This window comes from Streptomyces sp. NPDC005799, assembly GCF_040630525.1.
Lineage (GTDB): Bacteria > Actinomycetota > Actinomycetes > Streptomycetales > Streptomycetaceae > Streptomyces > Streptomyces griseorubiginosus_B.
Map to the genome: position 1 here is coordinate 18,537 of NZ_JBEXXQ010000065.1, position 22,154 is coordinate 40,690.

Annotated in this window: 19 protein-coding genes and 1 tRNA gene; 15 read left to right on the forward strand and 5 right to left on the reverse strand. The window is 71.0% G+C overall.

Going from position 1 to position 22,154, the window contains the following annotated elements:
- Positions 1-91: 91 nt before the first annotated feature.
- Positions 92-607, reverse strand: a complete 516-nt coding sequence (locus ABZ453_RS42570) for a DUF309 domain-containing protein (RefSeq protein WP_359024056.1) — start codon at positions 605-607, stop codon at positions 92-94.
- A 100-nt stretch (positions 608-707) separates the two neighbouring features.
- On the opposite strand from ABZ453_RS42570, the gene ABZ453_RS42575 reads away from it, so the two are divergent.
- The 3 genes from ABZ453_RS42575 to ABZ453_RS42585 all read left to right on the forward strand — a co-directional run bounded on the left by ABZ453_RS42575 (position 708) and on the right by ABZ453_RS42585 (position 2,350).
- Positions 708-784 (forward strand) — tRNA-Pro (locus ABZ453_RS42575).
- Between the two features lie 255 nt (positions 785-1,039).
- The gene (locus tag ABZ453_RS42580) at positions 1,040-1,381 is read left to right on the forward strand and encodes a hypothetical protein (protein ID WP_359024058.1); all 342 of its coding nucleotides are present in this window, start codon (positions 1,040-1,042) and stop codon (positions 1,379-1,381) included.
- Positions 1,382-1,570: 189 nt separating this feature from the next.
- Entirely contained in the window at positions 1,571-2,350 is a 780-nt protein-coding gene (locus ABZ453_RS42585; protein WP_359024060.1) for an enoyl-CoA hydratase-related protein, read from the forward strand.
- Positions 2,351-2,365: 15 nt separating this feature from the next.
- Here the strand turns inward: ABZ453_RS42585 and ABZ453_RS42590 are convergent, their stop codons facing one another.
- Complete coding sequence (locus ABZ453_RS42590; RefSeq protein ID WP_359024062.1) at positions 2,366-3,073, reverse strand: TetR/AcrR family transcriptional regulator C-terminal domain-containing protein; 708 nt, start codon at positions 3,071-3,073, stop codon at positions 2,366-2,368.
- Between the two features lie 201 nt (positions 3,074-3,274).
- Between ABZ453_RS42590 and ABZ453_RS42595 the strand changes: the two genes are divergently transcribed.
- From ABZ453_RS42595 to ABZ453_RS42610, 4 genes are all read left to right on the forward strand, one after another.
- Positions 3,275-4,327, forward strand: coding sequence for an aminoglycoside phosphotransferase family protein (locus ABZ453_RS42595; RefSeq protein WP_359024064.1), 1,053 nt, complete (start codon positions 3,275-3,277; stop codon positions 4,325-4,327).
- A 56-nt stretch (positions 4,328-4,383) separates the two neighbouring features.
- Positions 4,384-5,538 carry a GNAT family N-acetyltransferase gene (locus tag ABZ453_RS42600; RefSeq protein WP_359024066.1) on the forward strand — a complete coding sequence of 385 codons (1,155 nt, stop codon included), beginning with the start codon at positions 4,384-4,386 and terminating at the stop codon, positions 5,536-5,538.
- Positions 5,539-5,647: 109 nt separating this feature from the next.
- Complete coding sequence (locus tag ABZ453_RS42605; protein ID WP_359024068.1) at positions 5,648-8,392, forward strand: HAD hydrolase family protein; 2,745 nt, start codon at positions 5,648-5,650, stop codon at positions 8,390-8,392.
- 30 nt (positions 8,393-8,422) lie between these two features.
- On the forward strand, positions 8,423-9,556 hold the full coding sequence (locus ABZ453_RS42610; protein WP_359024070.1) for a GNAT family N-acetyltransferase: 1,134 nt from the start codon (positions 8,423-8,425) through the stop codon (positions 9,554-9,556).
- Positions 9,557-9,576: 20 nt separating this feature from the next.
- Here ABZ453_RS42610 and ABZ453_RS42615 read toward each other — a convergent pair whose 3' ends face one another.
- A complete protein-coding gene (locus ABZ453_RS42615; RefSeq protein ID WP_359024072.1) occupies positions 9,577-10,920 on the reverse strand; it encodes a hypothetical protein in 1,344 nt (447 codons plus the stop codon).
- A gap of 373 nt (positions 10,921-11,293) precedes the next feature.
- Here ABZ453_RS42615 and ABZ453_RS42620 point away from each other — a divergent pair, with 373 nt between their 5' ends.
- The 7 genes from ABZ453_RS42620 (at position 11,294) to ABZ453_RS42650 (ending at position 18,334) form a co-directional block, all read left to right on the forward strand.
- Positions 11,294-12,988 carry a glycosyltransferase gene (locus ABZ453_RS42620; protein ID WP_359024074.1) on the forward strand — a complete coding sequence of 565 codons (1,695 nt, stop codon included), beginning with the start codon at positions 11,294-11,296 and terminating at the stop codon, positions 12,986-12,988.
- Positions 12,985-13,524 carry a hypothetical protein gene (locus ABZ453_RS42625; RefSeq protein WP_359024075.1) on the forward strand — a complete coding sequence of 180 codons (540 nt, stop codon included), beginning with the start codon at positions 12,985-12,987 and terminating at the stop codon, positions 13,522-13,524. The genes ABZ453_RS42620 and ABZ453_RS42625 overlap by 4 nt, the downstream gene beginning before the upstream one ends.
- A gap of 2 nt (positions 13,525-13,526) precedes the next feature.
- A complete protein-coding gene (locus ABZ453_RS42630) occupies positions 13,527-14,339 on the forward strand; it encodes a glycoside hydrolase family 16 protein (protein WP_359024077.1) in 813 nt (270 codons plus the stop codon).
- A gap of 146 nt (positions 14,340-14,485) precedes the next feature.
- Positions 14,486-15,229 carry a glycosyltransferase family 2 protein gene (locus tag ABZ453_RS42635; protein WP_359024079.1) on the forward strand — a complete coding sequence of 248 codons (744 nt, stop codon included), beginning with the start codon at positions 14,486-14,488 and terminating at the stop codon, positions 15,227-15,229.
- Positions 15,226-16,518 (forward strand): glycosyltransferase, encoded by a 1,293-nt coding sequence (locus ABZ453_RS42640; protein WP_359024081.1) that lies wholly within the window; start codon positions 15,226-15,228, stop codon positions 16,516-16,518. The genes ABZ453_RS42635 and ABZ453_RS42640 overlap by 4 nt, the downstream gene beginning before the upstream one ends.
- 35 nt (positions 16,519-16,553) lie before the next feature.
- On the forward strand, positions 16,554-17,522 hold the full coding sequence (locus ABZ453_RS42645) for a glycosyltransferase family 2 protein (protein WP_359024083.1): 969 nt from the start codon (positions 16,554-16,556) through the stop codon (positions 17,520-17,522).
- The gene (locus ABZ453_RS42650) at positions 17,519-18,334 is read left to right on the forward strand and encodes a polysaccharide deacetylase family protein (protein ID WP_359024085.1); all 816 of its coding nucleotides are present in this window, start codon (positions 17,519-17,521) and stop codon (positions 18,332-18,334) included. Before ABZ453_RS42645 ends, ABZ453_RS42650 begins: the two co-directional genes overlap by 4 nt.
- A 26-nt stretch (positions 18,335-18,360) precedes the next feature.
- Here the strand turns inward: ABZ453_RS42650 and ABZ453_RS42655 are convergent, their stop codons facing one another.
- Positions 18,361-19,572 carry an NAD(P)-binding domain-containing protein gene (locus ABZ453_RS42655; RefSeq protein ID WP_359024087.1) on the reverse strand — a complete coding sequence of 404 codons (1,212 nt, stop codon included), beginning with the start codon at positions 19,570-19,572 and terminating at the stop codon, positions 18,361-18,363.
- 52 nt (positions 19,573-19,624) lie between these two features.
- The gene (locus tag ABZ453_RS42660; protein WP_359024089.1) at positions 19,625-20,680 is read right to left on the reverse strand and encodes a phosphotransferase; all 1,056 of its coding nucleotides are present in this window, start codon (positions 20,678-20,680) and stop codon (positions 19,625-19,627) included.
- A gap of 136 nt (positions 20,681-20,816) precedes the next feature.
- Between ABZ453_RS42660 and ABZ453_RS42665 the strand changes: the two genes are divergently transcribed.
- Positions 20,817-22,037 carry an ATP-grasp domain-containing protein gene (locus ABZ453_RS42665; RefSeq protein WP_359024091.1) on the forward strand — a complete coding sequence of 407 codons (1,221 nt, stop codon included), beginning with the start codon at positions 20,817-20,819 and terminating at the stop codon, positions 22,035-22,037.
- Positions 22,038-22,154: the final 117 nt, after the last annotated feature.

A 22,154-nucleotide genomic window follows, 5' to 3' on the forward strand; every position in this document is an offset into this window, starting at 1 on the left:
GGAAGCCGGGGTCGGCCCTTCGCGGGCCAACCGCGGAGCCGGGGTCGGCCCCTTCGCGGGTCAGCCGCGGAGCCGGAGTCGGCCGTTCGGGTCAGCCGCGGAGCCGGGGTGACCGCGCTGCCGCGTCGACGAGCTCGCCGCCCCGCTCGACGGCCTCCGCCAGGTCCCGGGCCCAGCCCGCCAGGGACGCCAGATCCATCCCGTACGGCATGGGCTCTTCCGCAGCCGCCGCCCACTCCTCCACCGCCTCGGCGCCGCGCCGCAGCAGCCGGGGACCGCCCGTGAGGTTGCCCCGGGCGGAGTGGGTGAGCCCGACGGCGAGCTGCGCGAGCCCCCGCCACAGCTGCCGTTCCTCCTCCGGCCCCGACTTCCAGGCGTCCTCGAACACCTCGTGCGCGTGGAACGGCTTCCCCGCGTCCAGCAGCTCCTGCGCCTCGGCAACGGTCTGCAGCGGAGTCCGTGCGACCCCCTCGGGCTGCCGCTCCACCCCGGCCGCACCGTACGGCAGGGGCCGCCCCAGTCCGTCCCGCGGCCGGGCGCTGCGGGCCCGGCCCTCCCCGTCCCGGTCCCGTCCCGTCACCGACCGCCCTGCGGATGCGCTGCCCATACGCCGATTGTGCCGCGCCCCACGGCCCGCTTCGGGGTCGCCCCCGTCGTGGGGTAAAGTGCTGTTCGCGTGATCACGCGGTTCACCGCGCGACACGCACCGGGACGTGGCGCAGCTTGGTAGCGCACTTGACTGGGGGTCAAGGGGTCGCAGGTTCAAATCCTGTCGTCCCGACCAGCTCTGATGCGGGTCGGAGGCCGTTTTCTCACCATGAGGAAGCGGCCTTCTTCATGTCGCCGCCCGCCCCCGCATGTCACATTCCCGGGTCCCGCCGCGTCTGTCTGGTGTGGGACCCCGTCCTCTGGCCTCCGTGCGGTATCCGCGGGACGCTTTCTTCACGAGCGGTGTGGCTCAGGGCTCCGGCGCGCGCCGGGCGGGTGAGGAGGCCGCGGCATGATCATGTGGAGTTCACGTTTCCGTCGGGGGTACACCATGGACGCACGTGAGGAGGCCGCTCGCGGCCTGGGCGACATCGAGACCTTTCTGTACCGCGAGGCCCATGTGGGAGCGGCGCAGCGGCGCGTGGCGGACTTCACCGCACGGACCGAGGGGCTGACGCCGGAGCAGAAGCGCGACATCGAGCGGTGGTATCTCGCCGAGCAGACGTACGTCGCCCGCATGGTCACCGATCACATCGCCGAGCGTGTCCAGGTGGTGGAGGCGCAGCACCATGTCCGGATCCGGCAGTGGCTGCGCGGCACCCTCATCGCGATGGTCCTCATCACCGTGGCCATGATCGCGTGCGTGGCGGTGGTACTGGCGTCGCGGGGCTGAGCGGACCACGATCTGCGCCGGAACCGGGCGCTCCCGTTGGCCGCGGACTCCGGTTGGCCGGACCCCCGTTGACCGGACCCCGTTGACCGGACCCCGGTTGAGCGGAGCCCCTCCCGCGGCCTGACTTTGTCATTGACAGCCAGCTTTGGAGCGGGCTAGCTTCGTTGAACAGAGCCAGAGGGAGGCGACGTGACTCCAGACCGCTGCGTCCGGACGGGCGGCCCGCCCGTCACGAAGTCCACCGGCGCCATCCGGGTCGACCGAACCGGGGCGCTGGTCAGGATCACCATCGACCGTCCCGAGGCGGGCAACGCCCTGACCCTGGCGATGTACCGGGCCCTGGCCGACGCCCTCGCCGAGGCGGACGCCGATCCCGGCGTGCGCGTCGTCGTCCTCACCGGCGCCGGTGAGGACTTCTGCTCCGGCAGCGACCTCGACGACCTCGCCGCCGACCAGGGGACGGCGCTCGGCCTGCGCTCACCGCTCGCCGAGTTCCACAAGGCCGTCCTGCGCAGCGACACCGTCCTCGTCGCCGCCGTGGACGGGGCCGCCGCCGGAAGCGCCGCCACGGCCCTGCTCCACTTCGACCTCGTCTACGCCACGCGCCGCAGCCACCTGAAGTACCCGTTCGTCGCCCAGGGTCTGGCCCCGGACGGCGCCGGCACCCTGCTGCTCCCCCAGCGCCTCGGCCCCCAGCGCGCCGCCCAACTCCTGCTGCTGGGCGAGCGGGTGTCCGCCGCGCAGGCGGCCCGGCTCGGCCTGGTCACCGAGGTGGTGGAGGACCGGGAGCACCTGCACACGCGCGTGGCGGAGCAGCTGACCACCCTCCTCGCCGCCCCGGCGGCGGCCCTTGGGGCGACACGGGCGCTGCTACGGCCCGCCGACCGGGAAGCGGTGCTGCAGATGGCGGCGGAGGGGGCGACATCGGCGCGGCTGTTCGCGAGCGTGGCGCGTGGTGGGCGCGCCTAGGGCGCCCTGCCCTGCTCAGGCGGCCCCGGCGAAACGGTCGAGCAGTGCGTCCAGTCCGGCGGTCAGCCCCTCCGTGCCACCCGGCTCGATGAGGGTGGGCGCGGCTTCCCGCAGGCCGGGCAGTTCCTGGGGCGGCATGCGATGCAGCCCCAGGCGGAAGGCGGGGTCGGGTTCGTCCGGGTTGTCGATCACCGGCCGCAGCTCCACGGAGACGTAGCCGAGCAGCCAGGCGGTGAAGGCGCGGAAGGCGTTGGCCGTACGGGCCTTGTCCAGCCCGGCCTCCTTGAGCAGCCCGAGCACCCGCTCGTGGTCCTTCAGCACGGCCAGCGGCCGCCGGGCGAGCGGGACGGCCAGCATGCGCGTGGTCAGCAGGGGGACCACCTGGGGATGGGCGAGGCAGACGTCGTACGTCGCCCGGGCGACGCGATGGAGGCCGGCCCGCCAGTCGACCGCCTCGGTCTCGGCGGCCAGCCGCTCCTCCAGCTCCAGATAGAGGGCCTCGACCAGACCGTCCAGCAGGCCGTCCTTTCCTTCCGCGTAGCGGTAGAGGGCCATCGCCTCCACACCGAGCTCGGCGCCCAGCCGTCGCATGCTCAGCGCCGACAGGCCCTCACGGTCCACCAGCGCCAGCGCGCTGGCCAGCACACGCTCCCGGCTCAGCCGGCCGTAGCGACCACGGTCGCTCGCACGGCGGGCTTGTCCTGTTCCGACGTCGCGTGCCATGCAAATGCCTCCTCGCCCGTGACCAGGAGGTCACCATGTCAATTTACACCGTAAATGGGTGCCACCCGGCATACGAAACTCCGCTGGTTGTGCGCCGGTGAGCGGCAACGTGCTGACCGGGCGACTGGCCCTGTGTCTCGGTTGCGACAATAATGCAAATAACATGGCATTTATGGACTATCTGGCTGAGAGGAGAGCCGGATGGGCCTGACAGCGGAGCTGCGGGCGTTCCTGCCGATACACACCGCCGGTCTGCTGACCCGTCCGGTCGACCTCGTGATCGCTCATCGGCTGGCGGATTCCCTCCGCGCCGACGGCGCAATCTACGGTCGTCCACGCGGGCCGCGTCGGACGCTCTCCGATCTCCTGGTATTCCGCCTCGACGGCGCGGCGGCACCGTCCATCCTGGTCAAGCACCCCCGCAGCTCCCGAGCGGTCGTGTCGCTGGCGGAGGAATGCAATGCCATGCGCCAGCTGGCTCACGACGAGAGCCTCGGAGCATGGCGGCGGCTGCTGCCCATGGTGGAGGAGTGCCGTCTGGAAGGGCCGCTGCCGCTGGTGGTGGAAAAGTGGCTGCCCGGCATTGAGGGCGACACGTTGCTGCAGCGCTCACCCCAGTTGGCCCGACCGGTCACCGTGTCCGCGCTCGAAGCGATCCGCGAGCTGCACCGGGCCACCGGACGGAGGGAGGTGGTGACGGCCCGGGTGGGTCACTGGGTGGACCCTCGACTGGCCGTTCTCGCCGAAGAGGTCCGCTGGTGCCGCCGGGGCGAGGGCGCGGAAGCCCTGGCGTTGTTGCGTGACCGCGTGGTGCGCGCACTGGCCGGGCGCAGTCTGCTGGTGGCGTGGACACACGGCGACTTCCATCCCGGAAACGTGTTGCTGACACGCCGGCATGGGGAGTTGTGCGGGGTGATCGACTGGGCAGGCGCCCTCCCTGAGGGTCCGTCCGTGCTCGACTGCCACACCTTCGTGCTGACCATGCGCCATCTACTCGAAAGGCGCCAGTTGGGACAGGTCGTCGCCGATGTGGTGCGGCGTGCTTCTCTACTGCCCGAGGACCGGCGCCTGCTCGCCGAGGCAGGGGAGCTCGCTTCCGACGCCGAGTGCGAGACTGCGTTCACGTTGCTCACCTGGCTGTGGCACGTTGCGGGGAACGTGGCGAAATCGGCCCGCTACGGGCGCAGTCACCGTTGGGTTGCCGACAACGTCGTGTCCGTGCTCAGCGAAGTGCTCGCGCAGGGGACTCCATGACCGGAGGAGGCGCCCGCCAAGATGCCCGGTCCTCCCGGGCTACTTACGATCAACGCATGGAGGTACGTGAGTCTTCGTTCCGTTGGCAGCGGCCTGCGGAACCCACTCCCCTGCAGGAGAAGACTGTGAACGCACCCGCTGGACTTCTGATCAACACTGCGGCCGGTCCGGTGCACGTCACCACCCCCGTCTCACGTGACACGTGGGGGGAACTGGCTGGCCTCGACACGGAGACGCACGTCACCCAGACCCCTGCCTGGCTCGAAAGCGTGTGCGCCACGGGTCCGTACAGGGACGTCAGCCGGCTGTACGAGTTCGAGGACGGCGGGCAGATCGTGCTTCCGCTCGTCCGCCGAAGACAGCGCCCGGAGCGGTTGGACGCGGTGGAGTCCTGGCCCGCCGCCTGGGGTATCGGCGGCCCGGTTTCTCCCGGCCGCGTCAGCCCGGCCCAGGCACGAGCGATCCTGGACGACCTCGACCAGCGACCGGCCTTCCGAGTCGGGGTGCGGTTGCGGCCGGGGGATGCCGAGGTGTGGGCGGGTGCTGCGTCCGCCGGCTTCCGGACGGAGCCTCATATGACGCAGGTGCTGGATCTCGACGGCGGGTTCGACACGGTCTGGGAGCGTCGTTTCCATGCGGGCTTGCGGCGCGAGGTCCGAAGGGCCGAACGTTCGGACCTAGAGGTGCACGTCGACCGTACTGGCCGTTTCGTCCCCGTTTTCTACGACCTGTACGAGCAGTCGATCGTACGTTGGGCCCGCCAGCAGCACGAGCCGCTGGCGCTGGCCCGTTGGCGCAGGACGAGGGCCTTTCCGAAGAGCTGGCTCGAAGCGGTGGCTTCCCGGTTCGGCACCTCGTGCACCGTATTGACGGCTTGGCGCGCGGGTGAGCCCGCCGCGGCGATCGTGGTGCTGCGCCATGGCTCGCACGGCAAGCTGTGGCGAGCGGCGATGAACAGAGATCTGGCACATCCGGTCAAAGCGGTTCCCCTGCTTTACCGGTTGGCCATCGAGGACGCGTGTGCCGCGGGATGCCGGCGGTTCGATATGGGAGAGTCCCGGCCCGGGTCCTCCCTCGCCGCCTTCAAGGCGCGTTTCGGAGCGGAGAGCTTCTCGTCTCCCCGCTATTACCGGGAGCGGTTGCCGGTCTCCGTGGCTGAGCGTGGTCTGCGAGCCGCCGCCAAACGCCTGATCCGCTTCCGGGACGCCTGAAGTCCGCTCTCGCCGGGTGCGGGACGTGGCAACAGCACGGTCGCGATTGCGCAGGTCGCACGGGCCTGGTGGCTCGCGACGGGCGCCGGTTCGAGTGGGAGGAGAAGTCTTGATCTCTCAGAGCGACATGCAAGACATCCGGCAGCCGGTTCCCGATCTGCACGCAGGTGTGACCGAACTGCATCGCGGGCTTCTCGAGGCTGCGGATCGCGACGACCCGCTCGACGCCTTCCTCTTTTCGGCAGGCATCGTCCAGGTCTGCCACGACCGGCTGAAGGGCACCTCTTCGCTGATCAGCCGGGCGGCACGGCACCTCGACGGCACCGGCCCGGGTACAGTGCTACGACTCGCCTTGAACGGAGCCGCGACCGCCGGAGCGCTCTCGTCGGCCAACCGCTGTCTGCGGAATTGGCTGTCGGGCGCCCAACAAGTGACCGACGCCTTGGCGGACGCCGTCATGGCCGTTCCATGCCATGGTGACGGGGGCGGGGGCGAGGTGACCGGGCGAGTGTCGCGGCTCGTGGAGTGTCTAGAGGCCGGAGTGCCGGAACCGGTTGACGTGCTGCTCGCGGACAGTCTGCTACGGCCTCCGTCCTGCTTTCGCAGCTTCGACCAGCATCCCCGCGACGTCGTCGAGCTCGTCGCACGCTTCGCCCACCGGTATCCGGACCGGAGCCGTCGGCTTGTCGTGATCGGCCTGCTCACCTCGGGTGGCTATCTCGCCCCCCTCGCCGCGGCCGCCCTCCGCGCCGAGGGGTACGCGCGGGTGGAGTTCCGCGTCACCAGGCCCGCGGAAGCGGCCTCGTGGGCCGACTTCGCAGCGCTGCGGTCCGCGCGGTCCGATGACGCGCTGGCCCTGTTGATCGACGATCCGCCGTCCACCGGCGAGACGCTGGCCGCGGCAGCACAAGGGCTGAGGCGTGTGGGCTTTCCACCCGAACGAGTCGTCATGCTCCTCGCCGTCTTCGGCGACCGGCCGATTCCGGGATCCATCGCCGGTTATCCGAGTGTCGCCCTGCCACCGTCCGACTGGCACATCCGAGACCGGCTGAGGGAGAAGGAGCTGCGGCGCAGTCTGGCCGAGTTGCTGCCGGATCAGAAGGTGCTGACGCTTTCGGTGGGGGAGCCGGGTCTGCCCTCCCGCTGGTCCCACGTCGCGGTGCCGTTCACTGTCGTGGTTCGCGCAGGCTCCGGACAGCGGGAACTGCACATGGTCGCGCAGGGCGCGGGGACCGGCTATTTCGGTCGCCACGCCGTCGCCGTCGCCGACGCGGTTGGCGGTCTGGTGCCCCGGGTGAACGGATTCCACGACGGAGTGCTCCTGCGGGACCGCCTGCCGGGGGAGCCGGGCCGGCTGTCGGACCTTGCGCCGACGCAACACGTCCTGGTGGCGGATGTCGTGCGTTATGTCGTTCGGCGTCGTGAGCGGCTGCCGCTCGCAGCCGATCGCAGCTCGCTGCTGAAGGGACGTCAACCGGTCTGGGAGGTTGGCGCGCGGGTGCTGGCCGACAGGTGCGGACGGCTGGCGGGCCCTCTGAGACCGCTGCTGATCGACCCGCTGCTGCGTGACCTGATGCGCACCGACGCGGCCTCACTGGTGGACGGGCAGACGGCGTTCGGACGCTGGTGGCCGGGTCCCGAGGGATGGGCTAAGGCCGACTTCGATGAAGGGTTCTTCAGCCATCTGGACCTGGCAGACTACGATGCGCTCTACGATCTGGCAGGCGCGGCGCAAGCTCTGCCCGAGCACGCCGACCAGCTGATGGCCGACTATGAACGGATCACCGGCACCCAGATCCCGGCCGCCCGATGGTGTGTGTACCAGGCTGTGCACGGCTGGAACGCCGAGCGACTCGCTCGCTCGGGCCCCGGCTTCGCTGGGCACGAGGCCATCGCCCGGCGAACGCGGTCCCGGGCCGTTCAGGAGTACCTCGCCGGCCTCTATCTGGGGGACCTCGATCTCCAGGGCGCCGATCTCCCGCAACTGCACACTCGACTGCCGGGTGCATGGTGTGCTCTGGACGTGGATGGTGTGCTGGAGACGGACCTGTCCGGCGCCCCGGCCCCCACACCGACCGGGATGCTTGCCTTGCGGGGGCTGCTCGCCCATGGGCACCAGGTGGTGCTCGCCACCGGGCGTCCGGTACCGGAGGTGCGCGACCGTTGCCGTGCCTATGGGCTGCCCGGTGGTGTCGCCGAGTACGGCGCTGTGGTGTACGACGCCGCGCGTGACCGCGAGACCTCACTCGCGACCGGGCCCGACCCCGCGGCGCTGACCGGTCTGCTGTCAGAGCTGCCGTCCGTGACACTTGACCCGCAGTACCGGCGGTGCGTACGGGCGTATCGGGGCTCTGGCAGGGGGCGCAGAGCGCTGGACGACGCGACCCTGCGCACGGTGACCCGCCGTCCCGAAGCCGTTGGTTTCGCCGTCGTCCAAGGCGAGAGCCAGACCGACTTCGTTCCTGAGGGAGTCGACAAGGCAGCGGGCCTCGCGGCGCTGCTGAACCTGCTCGGCGCCCCTGCCGGGACCCGTCCGGCGCTGGCGGTGGGGGACAGTGCCCCCGACATCCCGCTACTGCGGTGGGCCCGCAACGGCATTGCACCGGGCAACGCCGCCCCGGCGGTTCGGGCGGCGGGGCTCACGGTCCTGCGCCGGCCCTGCCAGGCCGGGCTGGCCGACGCGGTCGGGCGACTGCTGGGGCACCGCCCGGGCGGCTGTCCGCGCTGCCGCGCGCCTGTGCTGTCCCCTGCCGACACGGCACTGACGGCCCTGCTGGCAGTGCCCGAGGCCGGCCGGGCGGGAATGCTTGCCCGGCTGGCCAGGCTTGCGGTGGCGCGTGAGGCTCTCCGCTGACGGACGAGTCCACGACGTGAGGAGGCGGAGATGGATCACCAGGTGCAGCCGCACGAATCGCGGGAATGGGATGTCCGTACAGGCATGGGGCCGGTACGGGTGACGAGTCCGGTTCCACGAGAGACCTGGGTGCGGGTTCTCGAGGCCGACCCCGCAGCCATGGTGTTCCACCTGCCCGAATGGCTGGACTGCCTGTGCACGGTCGGCGGCTGGAAGGACGCTGGTCGGCTTTACCGCACTGATGAGGGCCGGGAGCTCGTCCTGCCCATGGTGTGCCGCCCGGCGCGGCCCCACCTGCTTGCCGTGCGGGCGTCGCTTCCTCCCGGCTGGGGCACGGGAGGCATTCTGGCGCCCGGAGGGGTACGGCCCCACGAGGTCGACCTCGTTCTCGCCGACCTCGTCGCCGAGCGGGCGCTGCGCACCAGACTTCGTCCCTCCTTCGACGCCGCAAGCGCGTGGCCGGGCCCCATGCCGGCATTCGTCTCCGTGCCGCGCACCGTGCACGTACTCGACCTCGACGGCGGTATGGACGCCATATGGTCCAAGCGATGGTCGGCCAACACGCGAAGGCACATGCGTGTCGCAGAAAGCAGGTCCGAGGAGGCCGGGCTGATCATTGAGACCGGGAACTCGCCGCGATTGGTCGAGCGCTTCTACGACCTTTACCTGCGGTGGCTTGACCGGCTGGCGCGGGAACGGCACGTACCCCCAGCCGTGATGCGAAGGCGAGGCAAGCGCATGGAGCCGCTTGCCAAGTTCCAGGCGGTCGCCGCTGCGCTCCCGGGTGCCTGCCGCGTCCGGGTCGCCACCACTGAGACCGGACCGGTGGCTGCGATGATCACGCTGCTCCACGGTGAGGTCGGCGTCTACTGGCGCGGCTACAGCGACAAGGAGACCGCCGGCCGGCTGAGGGCGAACTACCTTCTTCATCTCCGCGCCATCGAGGAGGCCTGCGAGGTGGGTTGCCGCTACTACGAGATGGGGGAGTCCGGCGGGATCGCTTCGTTGAAGCAGTTCAAGGCCCGCCTCGGCGCCAAGGAGTGGCCCCTGACGGAGTACCGGCTGGAACGGGAGCCGCTGACGCGCCTGCAGAGCCGGATGGACATAGTGCGTGGAGCCATGGAGCATTGGATTTCCGGGCGGGGAACTGAGGGTTCTCGCTGAGACCGGATGGGCCGGAGCGGTCAGCCGTCCCCGGTGGTGACTCGTCTCCTGCGTCCCGTTCGCGGCGCCGACCGGCCGACGGGCAGCCATAGCCGCTTTTGCCACCACAGCCACAAAGCCACCGTGGTCTGTGCGATGAGCCAGCCCGCGCCGACCCCTTCGATGCCCAGCACCGGCAGGAGCACCAGCGACAGCGCGGTCGACAGTGAGCAGACCAGTGCCAGGATGCCCATCAGCATGCGCAGCCGGCGCTGGGCACGGCAGGCGCTGACGGCGATGATCACCACCAGATTGGGAAGGGCCGACAGAGCCACCAGCCTGAGCAGTCCGGCGCCGTTTCGTGCGTAGTCGGCGCCGAACACCCGCAGCACCAAGGGTGCCGCCGCGCAGAGCACCACCGTTCCCGCTGTCAGGAGCATGCCGGTGTGCCGCAGCACCTTGTGGCACTGCTTGACCAGTTGAGCAGGATCGTTCGCCGCCTCCACGATGAGCGACTCGCCCATGCTGGCGTTCAATTGGTAGAGCGAGAATCCCGCGAGCCAGGCCAGGGAGAAGTACGCCGCCTGGTCCGGGCCGAGCCGGTTGAGGACGAGCACCGGGAGCAGGGCGGTCGCGCCGAGCCAGAACAGCGCGGCGACGTAGTCCGCCATGATGTACCCGCCCGTCGGCCTGCTGACGTCGGCCCGCTCGTCCAGCGCGGTCATGGCGTGCCGGGGGAAGGCCCGCGTGTACAGGAACCCGTTGGTGAGGGTGACGGCGACGGCGATGGCGATCGTCCACGACAGAAGGATTCCGCTCGACGGCAGGACGACGGCCAGCACCCCCACGAGCACGATCTTCACCACGGAGAACACGGCGTTCTCCAGCACCACCCAGTCCGTGCGCCGCAGCCCGGTCAGCACTCCGTCCTGGATGACGAAGACCGCGTACGCCGCGCTCGCCAGCACGAAGCACGGCCCGAGCAGCGGGTCATGGAGGAAGTGCAGCCCCGGAGAGAGCACCGGCTGCAGCAGCAGGAACGCCCCCGCGAGCAGCACGGTCGTGGCACAGGCCGCCAGATAGGCCCTGGTGACCAGCCGCCGGGTGCGACCCGCCGCCGTGGGGACGAACCGGAGCAGCACGTTGGTCAGGTTGAGCTGGCCCACTCCGGCGAGCAGCATCATCGCCGACACCGCCGAGTAGTTGCGGCCCACCGTGTCGGCGTCGTAGTTGCGGGCGGCGAACGCCCAGTAGCCCGCCCCCAGGGCGGCGGTCAGCACCGAGTTGAAGGTCAGCACATGGCCGTTGCGCAGCAACTGGTCCTTGGACTGCGGCCCCGCCGCCCCGTCGGCACCCCTCAGGCGTCTGCCCAGGCCCGAACTCATCGTGCGCGCCCGTCGGTGGCTGCTGTCCGCGTCTGCCGTGACTCCATGCGGCGCCTACGCATCGTCGTGGTTCCGGGCTTCGTTCCGCTCAGCCTAAGTCGGAAGCGACCGGGCTGCGACCGGAGCGGCGCCGGCCGCGGACCGCCACGAACTGCCGGTCGCGGCGAATGAAAGTAACGTGATGTCCAACTGTTTTTCGGCACACATGATCCGCTCTGCGGGAGGCATCCGCATGGGCAGGTACCCGACGCAGACGAGCGGTCATCGAACGGGGCCGCGTACCAAAACCGGCGCCCGACGGTCCGGTCCGGCCGGTCCGTCCACGGCGCGCCGGCGGGAGAGGCCGTACACCACGCGCCAGGTGTGGGTGCGTGTGGCACTGCCCGTCTCGCTCGGCCTGTGGCTCGCCTCCCTGCGCGGTGTGGACCTCAGCCGCATGAAGGACCTGGGGCTGCTGCAGGTGCTGCCCGTGGTGTTCTGGGTCGCTCTCGGTCTGCTCGCTCTCGGCTTCTGCACGGCGCTCTCCGACCGGCGCACGCCCAACGGCTGGTTCGCGGGCTACGTCCTGGCACTGATCGCGGTCATCCACGCCACGCCCTCGCTGCTCTATCCGACCCTGCGCTACGGCTGGGCCTGGAAACATGTCGCGATCGTCGACGCGGTGATCAGGAACGGCGGTACGGTCCCCAACGCGGGCAAGCTCGAGCTCTACAACCAGTGGCCCGGCTTCTTCCAGCTCAACGCGTTCTTCCTCCAGGCGACGGGCCTGGACTCGGCGCTCGGTTACGCGGCCTGGGCCCCTCCGGTCTTCAACCTGCTGCTGCTCGCCCCCCTGCTGCTGGTCTACCGAGCGGTGACGCGGGACAGGCGGCTGATCTGGGGAGCCGCGTGGATCTTCTACTCGTGCTCCTGGGTGGGACAGGACTACTTCGCTCCCCAGGCGTTCGCGTTCCTGCTCTTCGTGACGCTGATCGCCCTGGTCATGGCGCAGCTGCCCTCCTCGGCGCGCCGGCTCCCCGCCGCCACGCCCATCGGCTGGACCGTCGGCAGGTTCGCGGTCGCGCTGCTGCTCGAAGGTGTGATCATCTGCTCGCACCCCCTCACACCCCTGATGATGATCAGCGCACTGGTCGCGCTGTCCCTTCCGCGCCGCAACCGGCGTGTGGTGCTGCCGGTCGCTGCCGGGGCGGTGCTGCTGACGGCGGTGTGGGACACCACCGTCGCCAGATCCTATGTCTCCTCCAACTTGCACCAGTTCCTCGGCGCGCTGGTGCAGCCCGACGCCAACGTGGTGTCCGGACTGGCCCAGTTGGGTACTGCGGCGCCTGGCCAGGTGGAGGTGTCCTGGGTCGACCGTGGGCTGTCCGCTGCGGTCTTCCTGCTGGCGGCCGTCGCCTTCCTGACTCGCCGGTGGACCCGTCGTACCGGCCTACCGCTGCTCGTCCTGGCTCCCCTGCCGCTCCTGGTCGCCAACGCCTACGGCGGCGAGATGATCTTCCGCGCCTATCTGTTCGCGTTGCCCGCGGCCGCCCTCCTCGTCGCCGCGCTGTTCTTCCCGTGGGACCGCAGACCGCTGCTGCGCGTCCTCGCCGTCACCCCGGTGCTGCTGGCCCTGCTCGGCGGTCTGCTCTTCGGCTACTACGGCAAGGAAGCGGCGAACTACTTCACCAAGGACGAGGTCTCCGCCGGCCGGTTCGTCACGTCCACGCGTCCCGGGTCCCTGATCGTCTCCGTGACGTCTGCCGTTCCGGGTCTGGACGCCCACTACGACAAGCACCCCCATGTTCAGCTCGACGAGCAGGAACTCAGCGACCGGCAGCAGCTGGCCCGGAATCCGCTGGCCGGCCTGGAGCCGTTCCTGGCGCACACCACCGCCGCGAAGCCGGCCTACATCGTGCTGAGCAGGGCACAGGCCGCAGAGTGCTATCTGAACGGGACGCTGCCCGCCGACACCGTGCAACGGCTCGAGTCCCAGATCGAGAAGGCGCACGGCTTCACGACCGTCTTCCGCAACCAGGACGCCGTGGTCTACCGCTACGAGAACCCGGCCAAGGGAGGGGGACGATGACCCTGCTCCGCACGGGCGCCTCGGCGCGCTGGGCACTCCCACTCCGGTGCGCCCTCGCGGTGTCCGGCTGGCTGGCCGTGGCCGCGAGCGGACTTCCGGCCGGAAGTGTCCTGCGTGTCCTGGTGGCGACGCTGTTTCTGCTGGTCTGCCCCGGGCTGGCGGCCAGTCGGTGGGCGCGGCCGCCGGTGGAGCGTGAGACCGGGTGGACGCCCGTGCTGGAGACGGCCGTCCTGGCCGTGGTGGTCAGCGTCGCGCTGGCGGTCCTGGTCGTCGTGCCCCTCTATCTGAACGGCGTCTTCACGACCCTCCGGGCCCTGGCGACACTGGCCTTCGTCACCTCCGCGCTGGCCCTGCCGCCCGTACCGCGCGGCCGCGGGGGCGCCCGGGCCTCGCGGCGGGATCCGGCTCCCGATCCCTTGGGACCGCCGGCCGACCCGTCCCGGCCGCCTCCACCGGAGGGAGCATCCTCGGACTCCGGCCCGTCCAGCGACAGCCGGGCCGCGGGCCGGCCGGCGCGCCCGGGCGGCCGGCGATAGCCATGCGGGTGGGCTGGGTCCGGTGGGCGCTCGCCGTTGCCGTGCTGCTGCTGGCGACGGCCTGCGGCAACGGTGGCACGAGCAGGCAGCCGCCCGCCCCGGGCCACTGGAAGCTGGTCTTCCACGACGAGTTCGACGGATCGTCCCTCGACACCCGCCGCTGGGCCACCTGCTACGACTGGAACCGCAAGGGCTGCACCAACAGCAGCAACCACGAGGAGCAGTGGTACCTGCCCGGGCAGGTCACCGTGGGGAACGGCACTCTCTCCCTGACCGCTGTCCGTCGCACCACCCGCGGCAGCGACGGCAAGACCTATCCGTGGACCTCCGGCATGATCTCGACCGGCCGTGACCACTGGGACGGCCGCCCCCGCAGGACCTTCACCTACGGATACTTCGAGTCCGCCATCAGGATTCCCTCCCAGGCCGGCATGTTCCCGGCCTTCTGGATGATGCCCGCGTCCCGGCACACGCCACCCGAGCTGGATGTCATGGAGTTCCTGGGAAGCACCCGCCAGGTCCTGATGTCCACCCACTGGCGGGGCGGGGACGGCGCGCGACGCACGGAGCGGGGGACCTACGGCCCGGAGGACTTCCCCGCCGGGTACCACGTGTTCGGGCTGCTGTGGACCAGACAGGAGCTCACCTGGTTCGTGGACGGCGCCGCACGGTTCAGGGTGACCGACCCCGAGGCTGTCCCGCACGTGCCCATGGAGGTCCTGGTCGATCTGGCGGTCGGGCTCCCGCACTCTCCGCCGCCCTCGGTGCGGGAGGCCCGCATGAGGGTCGACTGGGTGCGGGTCTGGCAGCAGTGACCGGCCGACACCGGCCCCCGCGCGGCCCAGAGACCGCGGCAGCACTCGGGGAATTACCGCCGGATGCACTTGACGAACGCCCAAACCGGGACGAAGGTAGAAATATACGGCGTAAGCATATGGCGTAGTTCCGGAGGTGCGAGATCGTGTACAGCGACTGGATCACCAGCAGTGGGGGCAGGCAGGGGGCCACGGTGAGCCTGGTCGTTCCGGCGCTCAACGAGGCCCGGAACATCCCCTGGGTCTTCGAGCAGATCCCGGCGTGCGTCGACGAGGTGATCCTCGTCGACGGGGACTCCAGCGACGCGACGGTCCCCATGGCCCGGCACTGCCTGCCCGCCGTGCGCTTCGTCCGGCAGAACGGCCCGGGCAAGGGCAACGCCCTGCGTGCGGGCTTTCTCGCGGCGACCGGCGACAACGTGGTGATGATGGACGCCGACGGCAGCATGTCGCCGACCGAGATCCCTCATTACCTGCACTTCCTCCAGAACGGCTACGACTTCGTCAAGGGCTCCAGGTTCGTCGAGGGCGGCGGCTCCCTGGACATCACCACCATCAGGCGGCTGGGCAACCAGATGCTGCTGGCGGCTGTCAACCGGCTCTACCACGCGTCCCTGACCGACCTGTGCTACGGCTTCTGCGCCTTCCGCAGGAGCTTCCTCGACCAGTTGGACCTGCACGCCACCGGATTCGAGATCGAGACCGAGATGATCGTGCACGCCCTGCGTTCCGGGCTGCGCATCGCCGAGGTCCCCAGCCTCGAACTGCCCCGGCGCAACGGCCGTTCCAACCTGCACGCCATCACGGACGGCCGCCGGGTGCTGCGAACCCTGATCTCGGAGCGGCCGGGTGCGCACTCCTCAGCCGCGAGCGTGGGCACCGCGTCATGACCTCCGTCGCGGTGCGCACCGGTGTCCGGTACGGAATCCGTGTCCTCGATGTCGACCTGGGGCGCCCGGGCGAACTCCGGTCCCCCGCCGGTCCGTTGCCGGCGGAGCCGGAGGGGCCGGTGCGCGCCCTCGTACGACTCCACGGCCATCCACTGGGCATGGTCGACGCGGTGAACGCCTCCGGCCCCGGCGGCCTGTGGCGAGCGGTCAGCCGGGCGGCGCACGGGGAGTTGGCGGAACAGCTCGCCCGGCATCAGGAGGCGGACCGAGCGCAGGCCTCCGACGCCCGCACCGCCGCGTGGCCCCCGTGCCAGGCCGCGAGGCGCCGCGCGCTGGGGCAGGCGCCCTTCATCAGCGTGGTCGTGGCCACCCACGACCGCCCGGAGCAACTGCGCCACTGCCTCCGTTCGCTGCTGCGGCAGGACTACCCCGGGTTCGAGATCGTCGTCGTCGACAACGACCCGGCCGACGACGCGGCCGAAGCCCTGGTCCGCCGGCAGTTCCGTGGGCAGGTCCGCTACGTCCGCGAACCTGTCGCCGGACTGGCCCGGGCCCACAACCGGGGACTCGCCCACACCGAGGGATCCGTCGTCGCCTTCACGGACGACGACACACTCGTCGACTCCGGATGGCTCGCCGCCCTGGCCGAGACGTTCGTTCGGGAACCGCGAGCCGGCTGCGTCACCGGACTGATCGTCCCCGCAGAACTGGAGACGCCGGCACAGGCCGCGCTCGAACGGCAGGGAGGCTTCGCCAAGGGCTGCACGCCGTGCGCATGGTCGCTGTCCGAGCCCTCGGCCGACCCTCTCTTCCCCTTCACCGCCGGGCGTTTCGGTTCCGGCGCCAACATGGCCTTCCGGGTCGGCGTACTGCGCTCCCTGGGCGGTTTCGACACCGCCACCGGCGCCGGAACCCCTGCGCGCGGCGGTGACGATCTGCTCGCCTTCTTCGAGGTCCTGAGCGCCGGTCACGCACTGGCCTACCAGCCGGATGCCATCGTCTGGCACCGGCACCGCCGGACACCGGACGCCGTGACCGCACAGGCCTTCGGATACGGGGCAGGACTCACCGCCTACCTCACGGCGGCGATGGCGGGCGACCCGCGCAGGCTGCCGACCCTGCTGCGCAGGCTCCCGGGTGGTATCCGCCACGCCATGGCCCGATCGCGTGCGCGCGGCGCCGATCCCGAGGCCTGCTGGTCACGACGCCTCGCATTCCTGGAACTGCGCGGAATGGCGTACGGACCCTTCGGCTATCTGCGTGGACGTCTCACCGGCGACCGCTCCTGACTCCGCACTCCGACCGGACCGGACAAGAGGTCCTCATGAACGACGCGATGCCCTCCTCCCGACCCTCCGTCACCCTCACGGTGGTCGTCTGCGCCTACACCCTCGAGAGGTGGGACGACCTGCGGGCCGCCGTCACGTCGGTGCGGACCCAGCGCAACCCCCCGGACGAGATCGTGCTGGTCGTCGACCACTGCCGGCCGCTGTACGAGCGGGCGGCGAGGGAGCTGTCGGGTGTCCGGGTGGTGCCCAGCAGCGGCCCCCGCGGCCTGTCCGGGGCACGCAACACGGGCGTCGCGGTCTCGCACGGCGACGTGGTCGCCTTCCTCGACGACGACGCGGCGGCGGAACCGCAATGGACCGAGCGTCTGCTGGCACCGTACGAAGACCCGAGGGTGGTGGGAGTGGGCGGACTGGTCAGGCCGCGCTGGTCCACCCGGCGCCCGGTGTGGTTCCCGCCGGAGTTCGACTGGGTGGTGGGCTGCTCGTACCGGGGACTGCCCGAACGGACCGCTCCCGTGCGCAACTTCATCGGGGCCAACATGTCCTTCCGCAGAACGGAGCTGCTCGCGGTCGGCGGATTCCTCGACACCCTCGGCAGGGTGAGCGACCGGCCGACCGCGGGCTGCGAGGAGACGGATCTGTGTCTGCGCATCACGGCCCGCCGACCTGACGCCGTCCTGCTGTACGAGCCGGCGGCGGCGGTGCGCCACCGGGTCCCCGAGGCCCGCACCCGCTGGTCGTACTTCCGGTCCCGCTGCTACGGCGAGGGACGGTCCAAGGCGCTGGTCGCGCGGTACGACGGCAGCGGGCCGGCCCTGACCAGTGAGCGCGCCTACCTGCGCTCCACCATTCCGCGGGCCCTGGTCAGAAACCTGCGCCGAACGGGGCGTCCCGGTGCCGTGCGCACTCTGGGGGCGCTCTCCGCGGGGGTCTGCGCGACCGGCACCGGCTACCTCGTCGGACGGCTCCGCTCGTCGGGGACACGGGATGCGGACAGGTCATGAACGCCATACCCGTCTTCCTCTACCACGCCGTGTCCGACGACCCCCCGTCATGGCTCGCGCCGTTCACGGTGACTCCTCGCACGTTCGTGGAACAGCTGGACATGATCGCCGACAGCGGTCTGCGCCCGGTCCCGCTGGGGCAGTTGGTGGCGGCGCTGCTCGGAGGACCCCAGCCACCGCCCCGGTCGGCCGTGCTGACCTTCGACGACGGATACGCGGATTTCGCCTCCACGGTGGCTCCGCTGCTCCACGCCCGGGGACTCCCGGCCACGCTGTATGTCACCACCGGCGCCCTGAGGATGCCCGGACAGAGGTCGTGCCGCGGGCCCTTTCCGTCGGTCGAGATGCTGAGTTGGGCCCAGGTCCGGGAACTGGACGCGGCCGGATTCGAGATCGGCGGTCACAGCAGGACCCATCCGCAACTCGACACCCTGCCGCGGAAGGCCGTGCGGGAGGAAGTCGGCGGATGCAAGCGGGAACTCGAGGACACTCTCGGTCACGCCCTCGACGCGTTCGCCTACCCGCACGGCTACTCGAGCAGCCGCGTCCGCGCGCTGGTGGGGGAGTCGGGATGGACCTCCGCCGCCGCCATCCGAGCCGCTTCGGCCCACAGCTCGCCCCGGGACGACCCGCTGTGGTTCGCCCGGCTCATGGTGCGGACCGACACGAGTCGGGAGCGCTTCGGCCAGTGGACCCGTGCCGAGGGTGCCCCCGTCGCGCCGTTCGCCGAGGGCATGCGCACCCGGGGATGGCGGGCCTACCGCAGGCTGAGGGCTTCCGTGGGGCGACCGTACCGGGCTCTTCCTGCCTGACCCGGCGGCACCGACCGGGGCGCGGGTCAGCGGTCCGCGCCCGCGACGACGCCATGGGCGACCCTGCGCGCGGCAAGTCCCGTACCTGCGACGAACCGCAGAACTGGCCCGAAGGTCGGGGCGGCGGCCAGCCCGGTGAAGAACAGGCCGGGCACGGAGGACTCCATCCCCGAGGAGAGGCGTGGGGCGCCCTGGGAGGTCTCCACCTCTCGGCGGAGTTCTGACGTCAACAGGCCCAGCCGGTCGACGTCCACGCGGTAGCCCGTGGCAAGCAGCAGATGGTCGGCCCGCAGCGTCTCCCCGCCTCCGGCGGCGTCCACCACCTCGAGGCGCACCGTCCCGTCCTCGGCTCGTGCCGAGTACACCGTACGGCCGCACAGCACCGGGACGCGTCCCTCCACGCGCTGTCGCAGCCACCAGGCACCGGACGGTCCGAGCACGCGGTGGAGCAGCCGGATCCGTACCCCCTCCGGCAGATGCCGGTAGGCGGCTCCGCCGTAGCTGCAGGCCACCAGGGACCATCCGGGACCCAGCGGTGAACCGGGTTTCGCCAGCCGTACGGGGCGAGGCCGGTCGGCCGGCCGGTCGGTGGCCGGGGGAGATCCGAACGCCAGGGAACCGGCGCGGGCGACCACGGTGGGGAAGGCGCCCGCCTCGTGCAGCAGGGCGGCGCTCTCCAGGGCGGACTGCCCGGCACCGAGGACGGCGACCCGCTGTCCCTCGAAGCGCTTCAGATCACGGTGCCCACTGGCGTGGGAGACCAGGCCGTCGGGGAGGGCCCCGCGCAGTTCCGGCGGCTCGTGAGCGAAGGCGACCTGTCCGGTGGCCATCACCACCTGCTGGGCGAGGAACTGCTCGCCGGAGTCGAGGGTGACACCGAAGAGTCCGTCAACGGCCTGCACGGTGCGTACCGTGCGCCGTTCCACCTCGGGCACCCGGCGCTCCTGGAACCACCGTCCGTAGGCGATGAACTCCTCGACGGGGATGGGATACCGGTCTCCCACGGGTGCGAGCCCCCGGGAGACGCGGAAGTCCTCGAAGCGGTATCCGGACTCCGGCGCGGAGATGGACGAGGCCGTGGGTACCGACTTGAGGTACATGCCCTGCGGCATGTGCGTGCACCAGCTCTCCATCGGGTCACCGAAGACGCGTCGTCGCACCCCGGTCACGCTCAGCCAGGCGGCCGTCGCCAGCCCGTAGGGGCCGGCACCGATGACGACGACGGGTTTCTCGGGCATGCGCACTGCCTCCTCGGGGCTTGCTCGGGGCGCGGTGCGCCCGTTGACGGGATCAGCGGCGAAGGTGTGTGTCAGCGGCGCGGGCCCATCGGCAGCTCTCCCTCAGGACGGGGGCGACGGTCGCGGTGAGCCACCAGTGACTGCGGCCGAACCTAGGCGACTTGCGGAGGTTGCCTGCGACATGCCACAGCCAGGTCAGCAGGGCGAGAGCCGACGGGTCGCCGATGTCCCGGTCGGGATCCACTCCGGCCAGTGCGAGAAGGGCGGCGTCGCCGTCGGGCAGTCGGCCGGTGCGCAGCGAGTCGGCGACGATGACACCGTGCGGGCGCCCCGTGAGCATGCTGCGCAGGGCCAGGACGAAGGTGTAGGCGTCGATCTCACAGGGACCGTCCGCCTGGGCGTTGCCCCAGTCGAAGACACCGCTGACCCGCAGCGGGTCGCCTTCGAGCAGCACGTTGCCCGCGTGGTAGTCGCCGTGGGTCCACCCCTCGGTGAGCACGGCGCCGGCCAGTGCCGCGTCCAGTCGACGGCGCAGCGCCTGCAGTGCCGCCGCTCCGCGGCCCGCGCCGTAGGAGGGGATCTCCGCGCGGAGGACCGCCAGTTGTGGCGCGCACCAGCAGGCGGTCCGTTCGGCTGCCGGGCGGCGACGGCCCGTCGCGCACCTCAGGTCCGCCAGCAGGCGCAGGGCGGGCGCGGCGGCGCGGCCAGGGTCCTGCGGGCCCTCCCGGATCAGCCGCTCCGCCAGGGTACCCGGCAGCCTGCTCTGCACGAGCGTTCCGGACAGCCGCGGTCCGGAGTCGACCGTCCGGGGCAGCAGAGGGCGCCAGGGGCCCAGTCGCTCGTCGGCGCGGAGCTGTTGCAGAGCCCTCCGCTCGCGGGCGACGGTGGCGGCCCCCCGTCCGTCTCGCGGATGTTTGACGACGAGGTCCCGTGGGCCCTGCCGCAGCCGGAACACCAGGAGATTCCCTTGGATCCGGGACGGACGCCGGATCACGGTGATGTCGCACATGCCCATACCCCGTACCAACTGCCGGGCCCTGAGGCGGTCGTCCACGCCCCCCAACAGCCGGGGGAAGTAGAGGGGCAGCAGACCGCTCAGCCGGAGCATGACGGGGGTGGGCCTCGTATCGCGCCCCTTCGGCGCAGCGGTGTCCGCGCTTTTCGGGATAATGAAAGAAATGCGACATATCACTTCCCCATGGTAGATCCCCTCCCGCGCCGGTTCCTTTCGAAAGGAGCGAGGGGTGGTCCTTTTGCTCGACGACGAGGTGCCCGTGCTCCTCGCCAAAGTCGGCCGCTATCCGCAGCATCACGGCAGCCTGGGCGTCGTCCGCACGGTCGGGCGCCTCAAGGTGCCGGTGTATGCGATCGTCGAGGACCGCTTCACCCCGGTCGCGCTCTCGCGTCATGTGACCCGCGGGTTCGTCCGGCCGACGACGGGGGCGGAGGACCCGGAACGGCTCAGGGACGCGCTGCTTGCGATCGGACGAACGATCGGCAGGCGGTGCGTACCGGTGCCGACCGATGACGAGGCGGCGGTCGTGCTGGCGGAGCACGCCGACCGGCTGGCGGAGTGGTTCCTGCTTCCCCCCGTGCCGGCCGGACTGCCGCGCCTTCTGGCGGGAAAGGCGACCATGCACAGGACCTGTACCGAGAGCGGTGTGCCGACGCCTCGGTCACTGGCCCCGGCGGACCGTGCCGAGATGGTCGACGCGGGGCGAGAACTCGGCTACCCGTTGGTGCTGAAGAACCTGGGGCCGTTCAGCCGTCTGCGCACGCCCGCCGTCTGCGGCACCACGGTGGTGCGCGACGAGCGGGAACTGCTCGCCCGCTTCAGGACGGCGCTGCCGCCCGTCCTGATGCAGGAGTACATCCCCAGGCGGCAGGCGGAGGACTGGATCACCCATCTCTACTGTGGGCCGGGCGGTGTGCCGCGGGTCCTGTTCACTGGCCTGAAGATACGGTCCTGGCCCCCGTACGCCGGAGTGACCACCCGAGCTGTGGCGCTGCGCAACCCGGAGCTGGCCGAACTGGCGGACCGTCTGTGCCGAAGCATCGGCTACAGCGGGGTGGCGGACCTCGACTGGCGCTACGACCGCAGGGACGCGCAGTACAAACTGGTGGACTTCAACCCCCGTACCGGCGCCCAGTTCCGTCTCTTCGAGAACGTCCACGGAGTCGATGTCGTCCGCGCGCTGCATCTCGATCTGACCGGCCGGGACATACCCGAGGGTCCTCAGGTCGAAGGGCGGATCTTCGTCGCGGGGCAACTGGATCTGCCGTCGGTGGCGGCATGGCTGCGCACGGAACGCCGACTGCCCCCCGACCTCCTGCACGTCAGGCCCACGGAGCGGGCCTGGCTCAGCCTGGACGACCCCGTGCCGGCGGTGAGTGAGGCGATCCGCTTCACGGGGGCGGTGGCGCGCCGGCTTGCGAGTGCGAAACACGACCGGACGGTTCCCTGAGCGCCGGGCACCGAGCGGCGCCGGCCCGCGGGAGGCGGGCCGGCCCCCCCGGCGTCGGGGGGCCGGGCCGAGGGGAGGGAGAGGGGTATCAACGCACCCCACGAGCGCAACGAGGCG

Bases quoted from the DNA above. Each gene is read 5' to 3' on its own strand.
- ABZ453_RS42570 (WP_359024056.1), bottom strand. From the start codon at position 607: ATGGGCAGCGCATCCGCAGGGCGGTCGGTGACGGGACGGGACCGGGAC.
- ABZ453_RS42580 (WP_359024058.1), top strand. From the start codon at position 1,040: ATGGACGCACGTGAGGAGGCCGCTCGCGGCCTGGGCGACATCGAGACC.
- ABZ453_RS42590 (WP_359024062.1), bottom strand. From the start codon at position 3,073: ATGGCACGCGACGTCGGAACAGGACAAGCCCGCCGTGCGAGCGACCGT.
- ABZ453_RS42595 (WP_359024064.1), top strand. From the start codon at position 3,275: ATGGGCCTGACAGCGGAGCTGCGGGCGTTCCTGCCGATACACACCGCC.
- ABZ453_RS42600 (WP_359024066.1), top strand. From the start codon at position 4,384: ATGGAGGTACGTGAGTCTTCGTTCCGTTGGCAGCGGCCTGCGGAACCC.
- ABZ453_RS42610 (WP_359024070.1), top strand. From the start codon at position 8,423: ATGGATCACCAGGTGCAGCCGCACGAATCGCGGGAATGGGATGTCCGT.
- ABZ453_RS42615 (WP_359024072.1), bottom strand. From the start codon at position 10,920: ATGAGTTCGGGCCTGGGCAGACGCCTGAGGGGTGCCGACGGGGCGGCG.
- ABZ453_RS42625 (WP_359024075.1), top strand. From the start codon at position 12,985: ATGACCCTGCTCCGCACGGGCGCCTCGGCGCGCTGGGCACTCCCACTC.
- ABZ453_RS42630 (WP_359024077.1), top strand. From the start codon at position 13,527: ATGCGGGTGGGCTGGGTCCGGTGGGCGCTCGCCGTTGCCGTGCTGCTG.
- ABZ453_RS42640 (WP_359024081.1), top strand. From the start codon at position 15,226: ATGACCTCCGTCGCGGTGCGCACCGGTGTCCGGTACGGAATCCGTGTC.
- ABZ453_RS42645 (WP_359024083.1), top strand. From the start codon at position 16,554: ATGAACGACGCGATGCCCTCCTCCCGACCCTCCGTCACCCTCACGGTG.
- ABZ453_RS42650 (WP_359024085.1), top strand. From the start codon at position 17,519: ATGAACGCCATACCCGTCTTCCTCTACCACGCCGTGTCCGACGACCCC.
- ABZ453_RS42655 (WP_359024087.1), bottom strand. From the start codon at position 19,572: ATGCCCGAGAAACCCGTCGTCGTCATCGGTGCCGGCCCCTACGGGCTG.
- ABZ453_RS42660 (WP_359024089.1), bottom strand. From the start codon at position 20,680: ATGCTCCGGCTGAGCGGTCTGCTGCCCCTCTACTTCCCCCGGCTGTTG.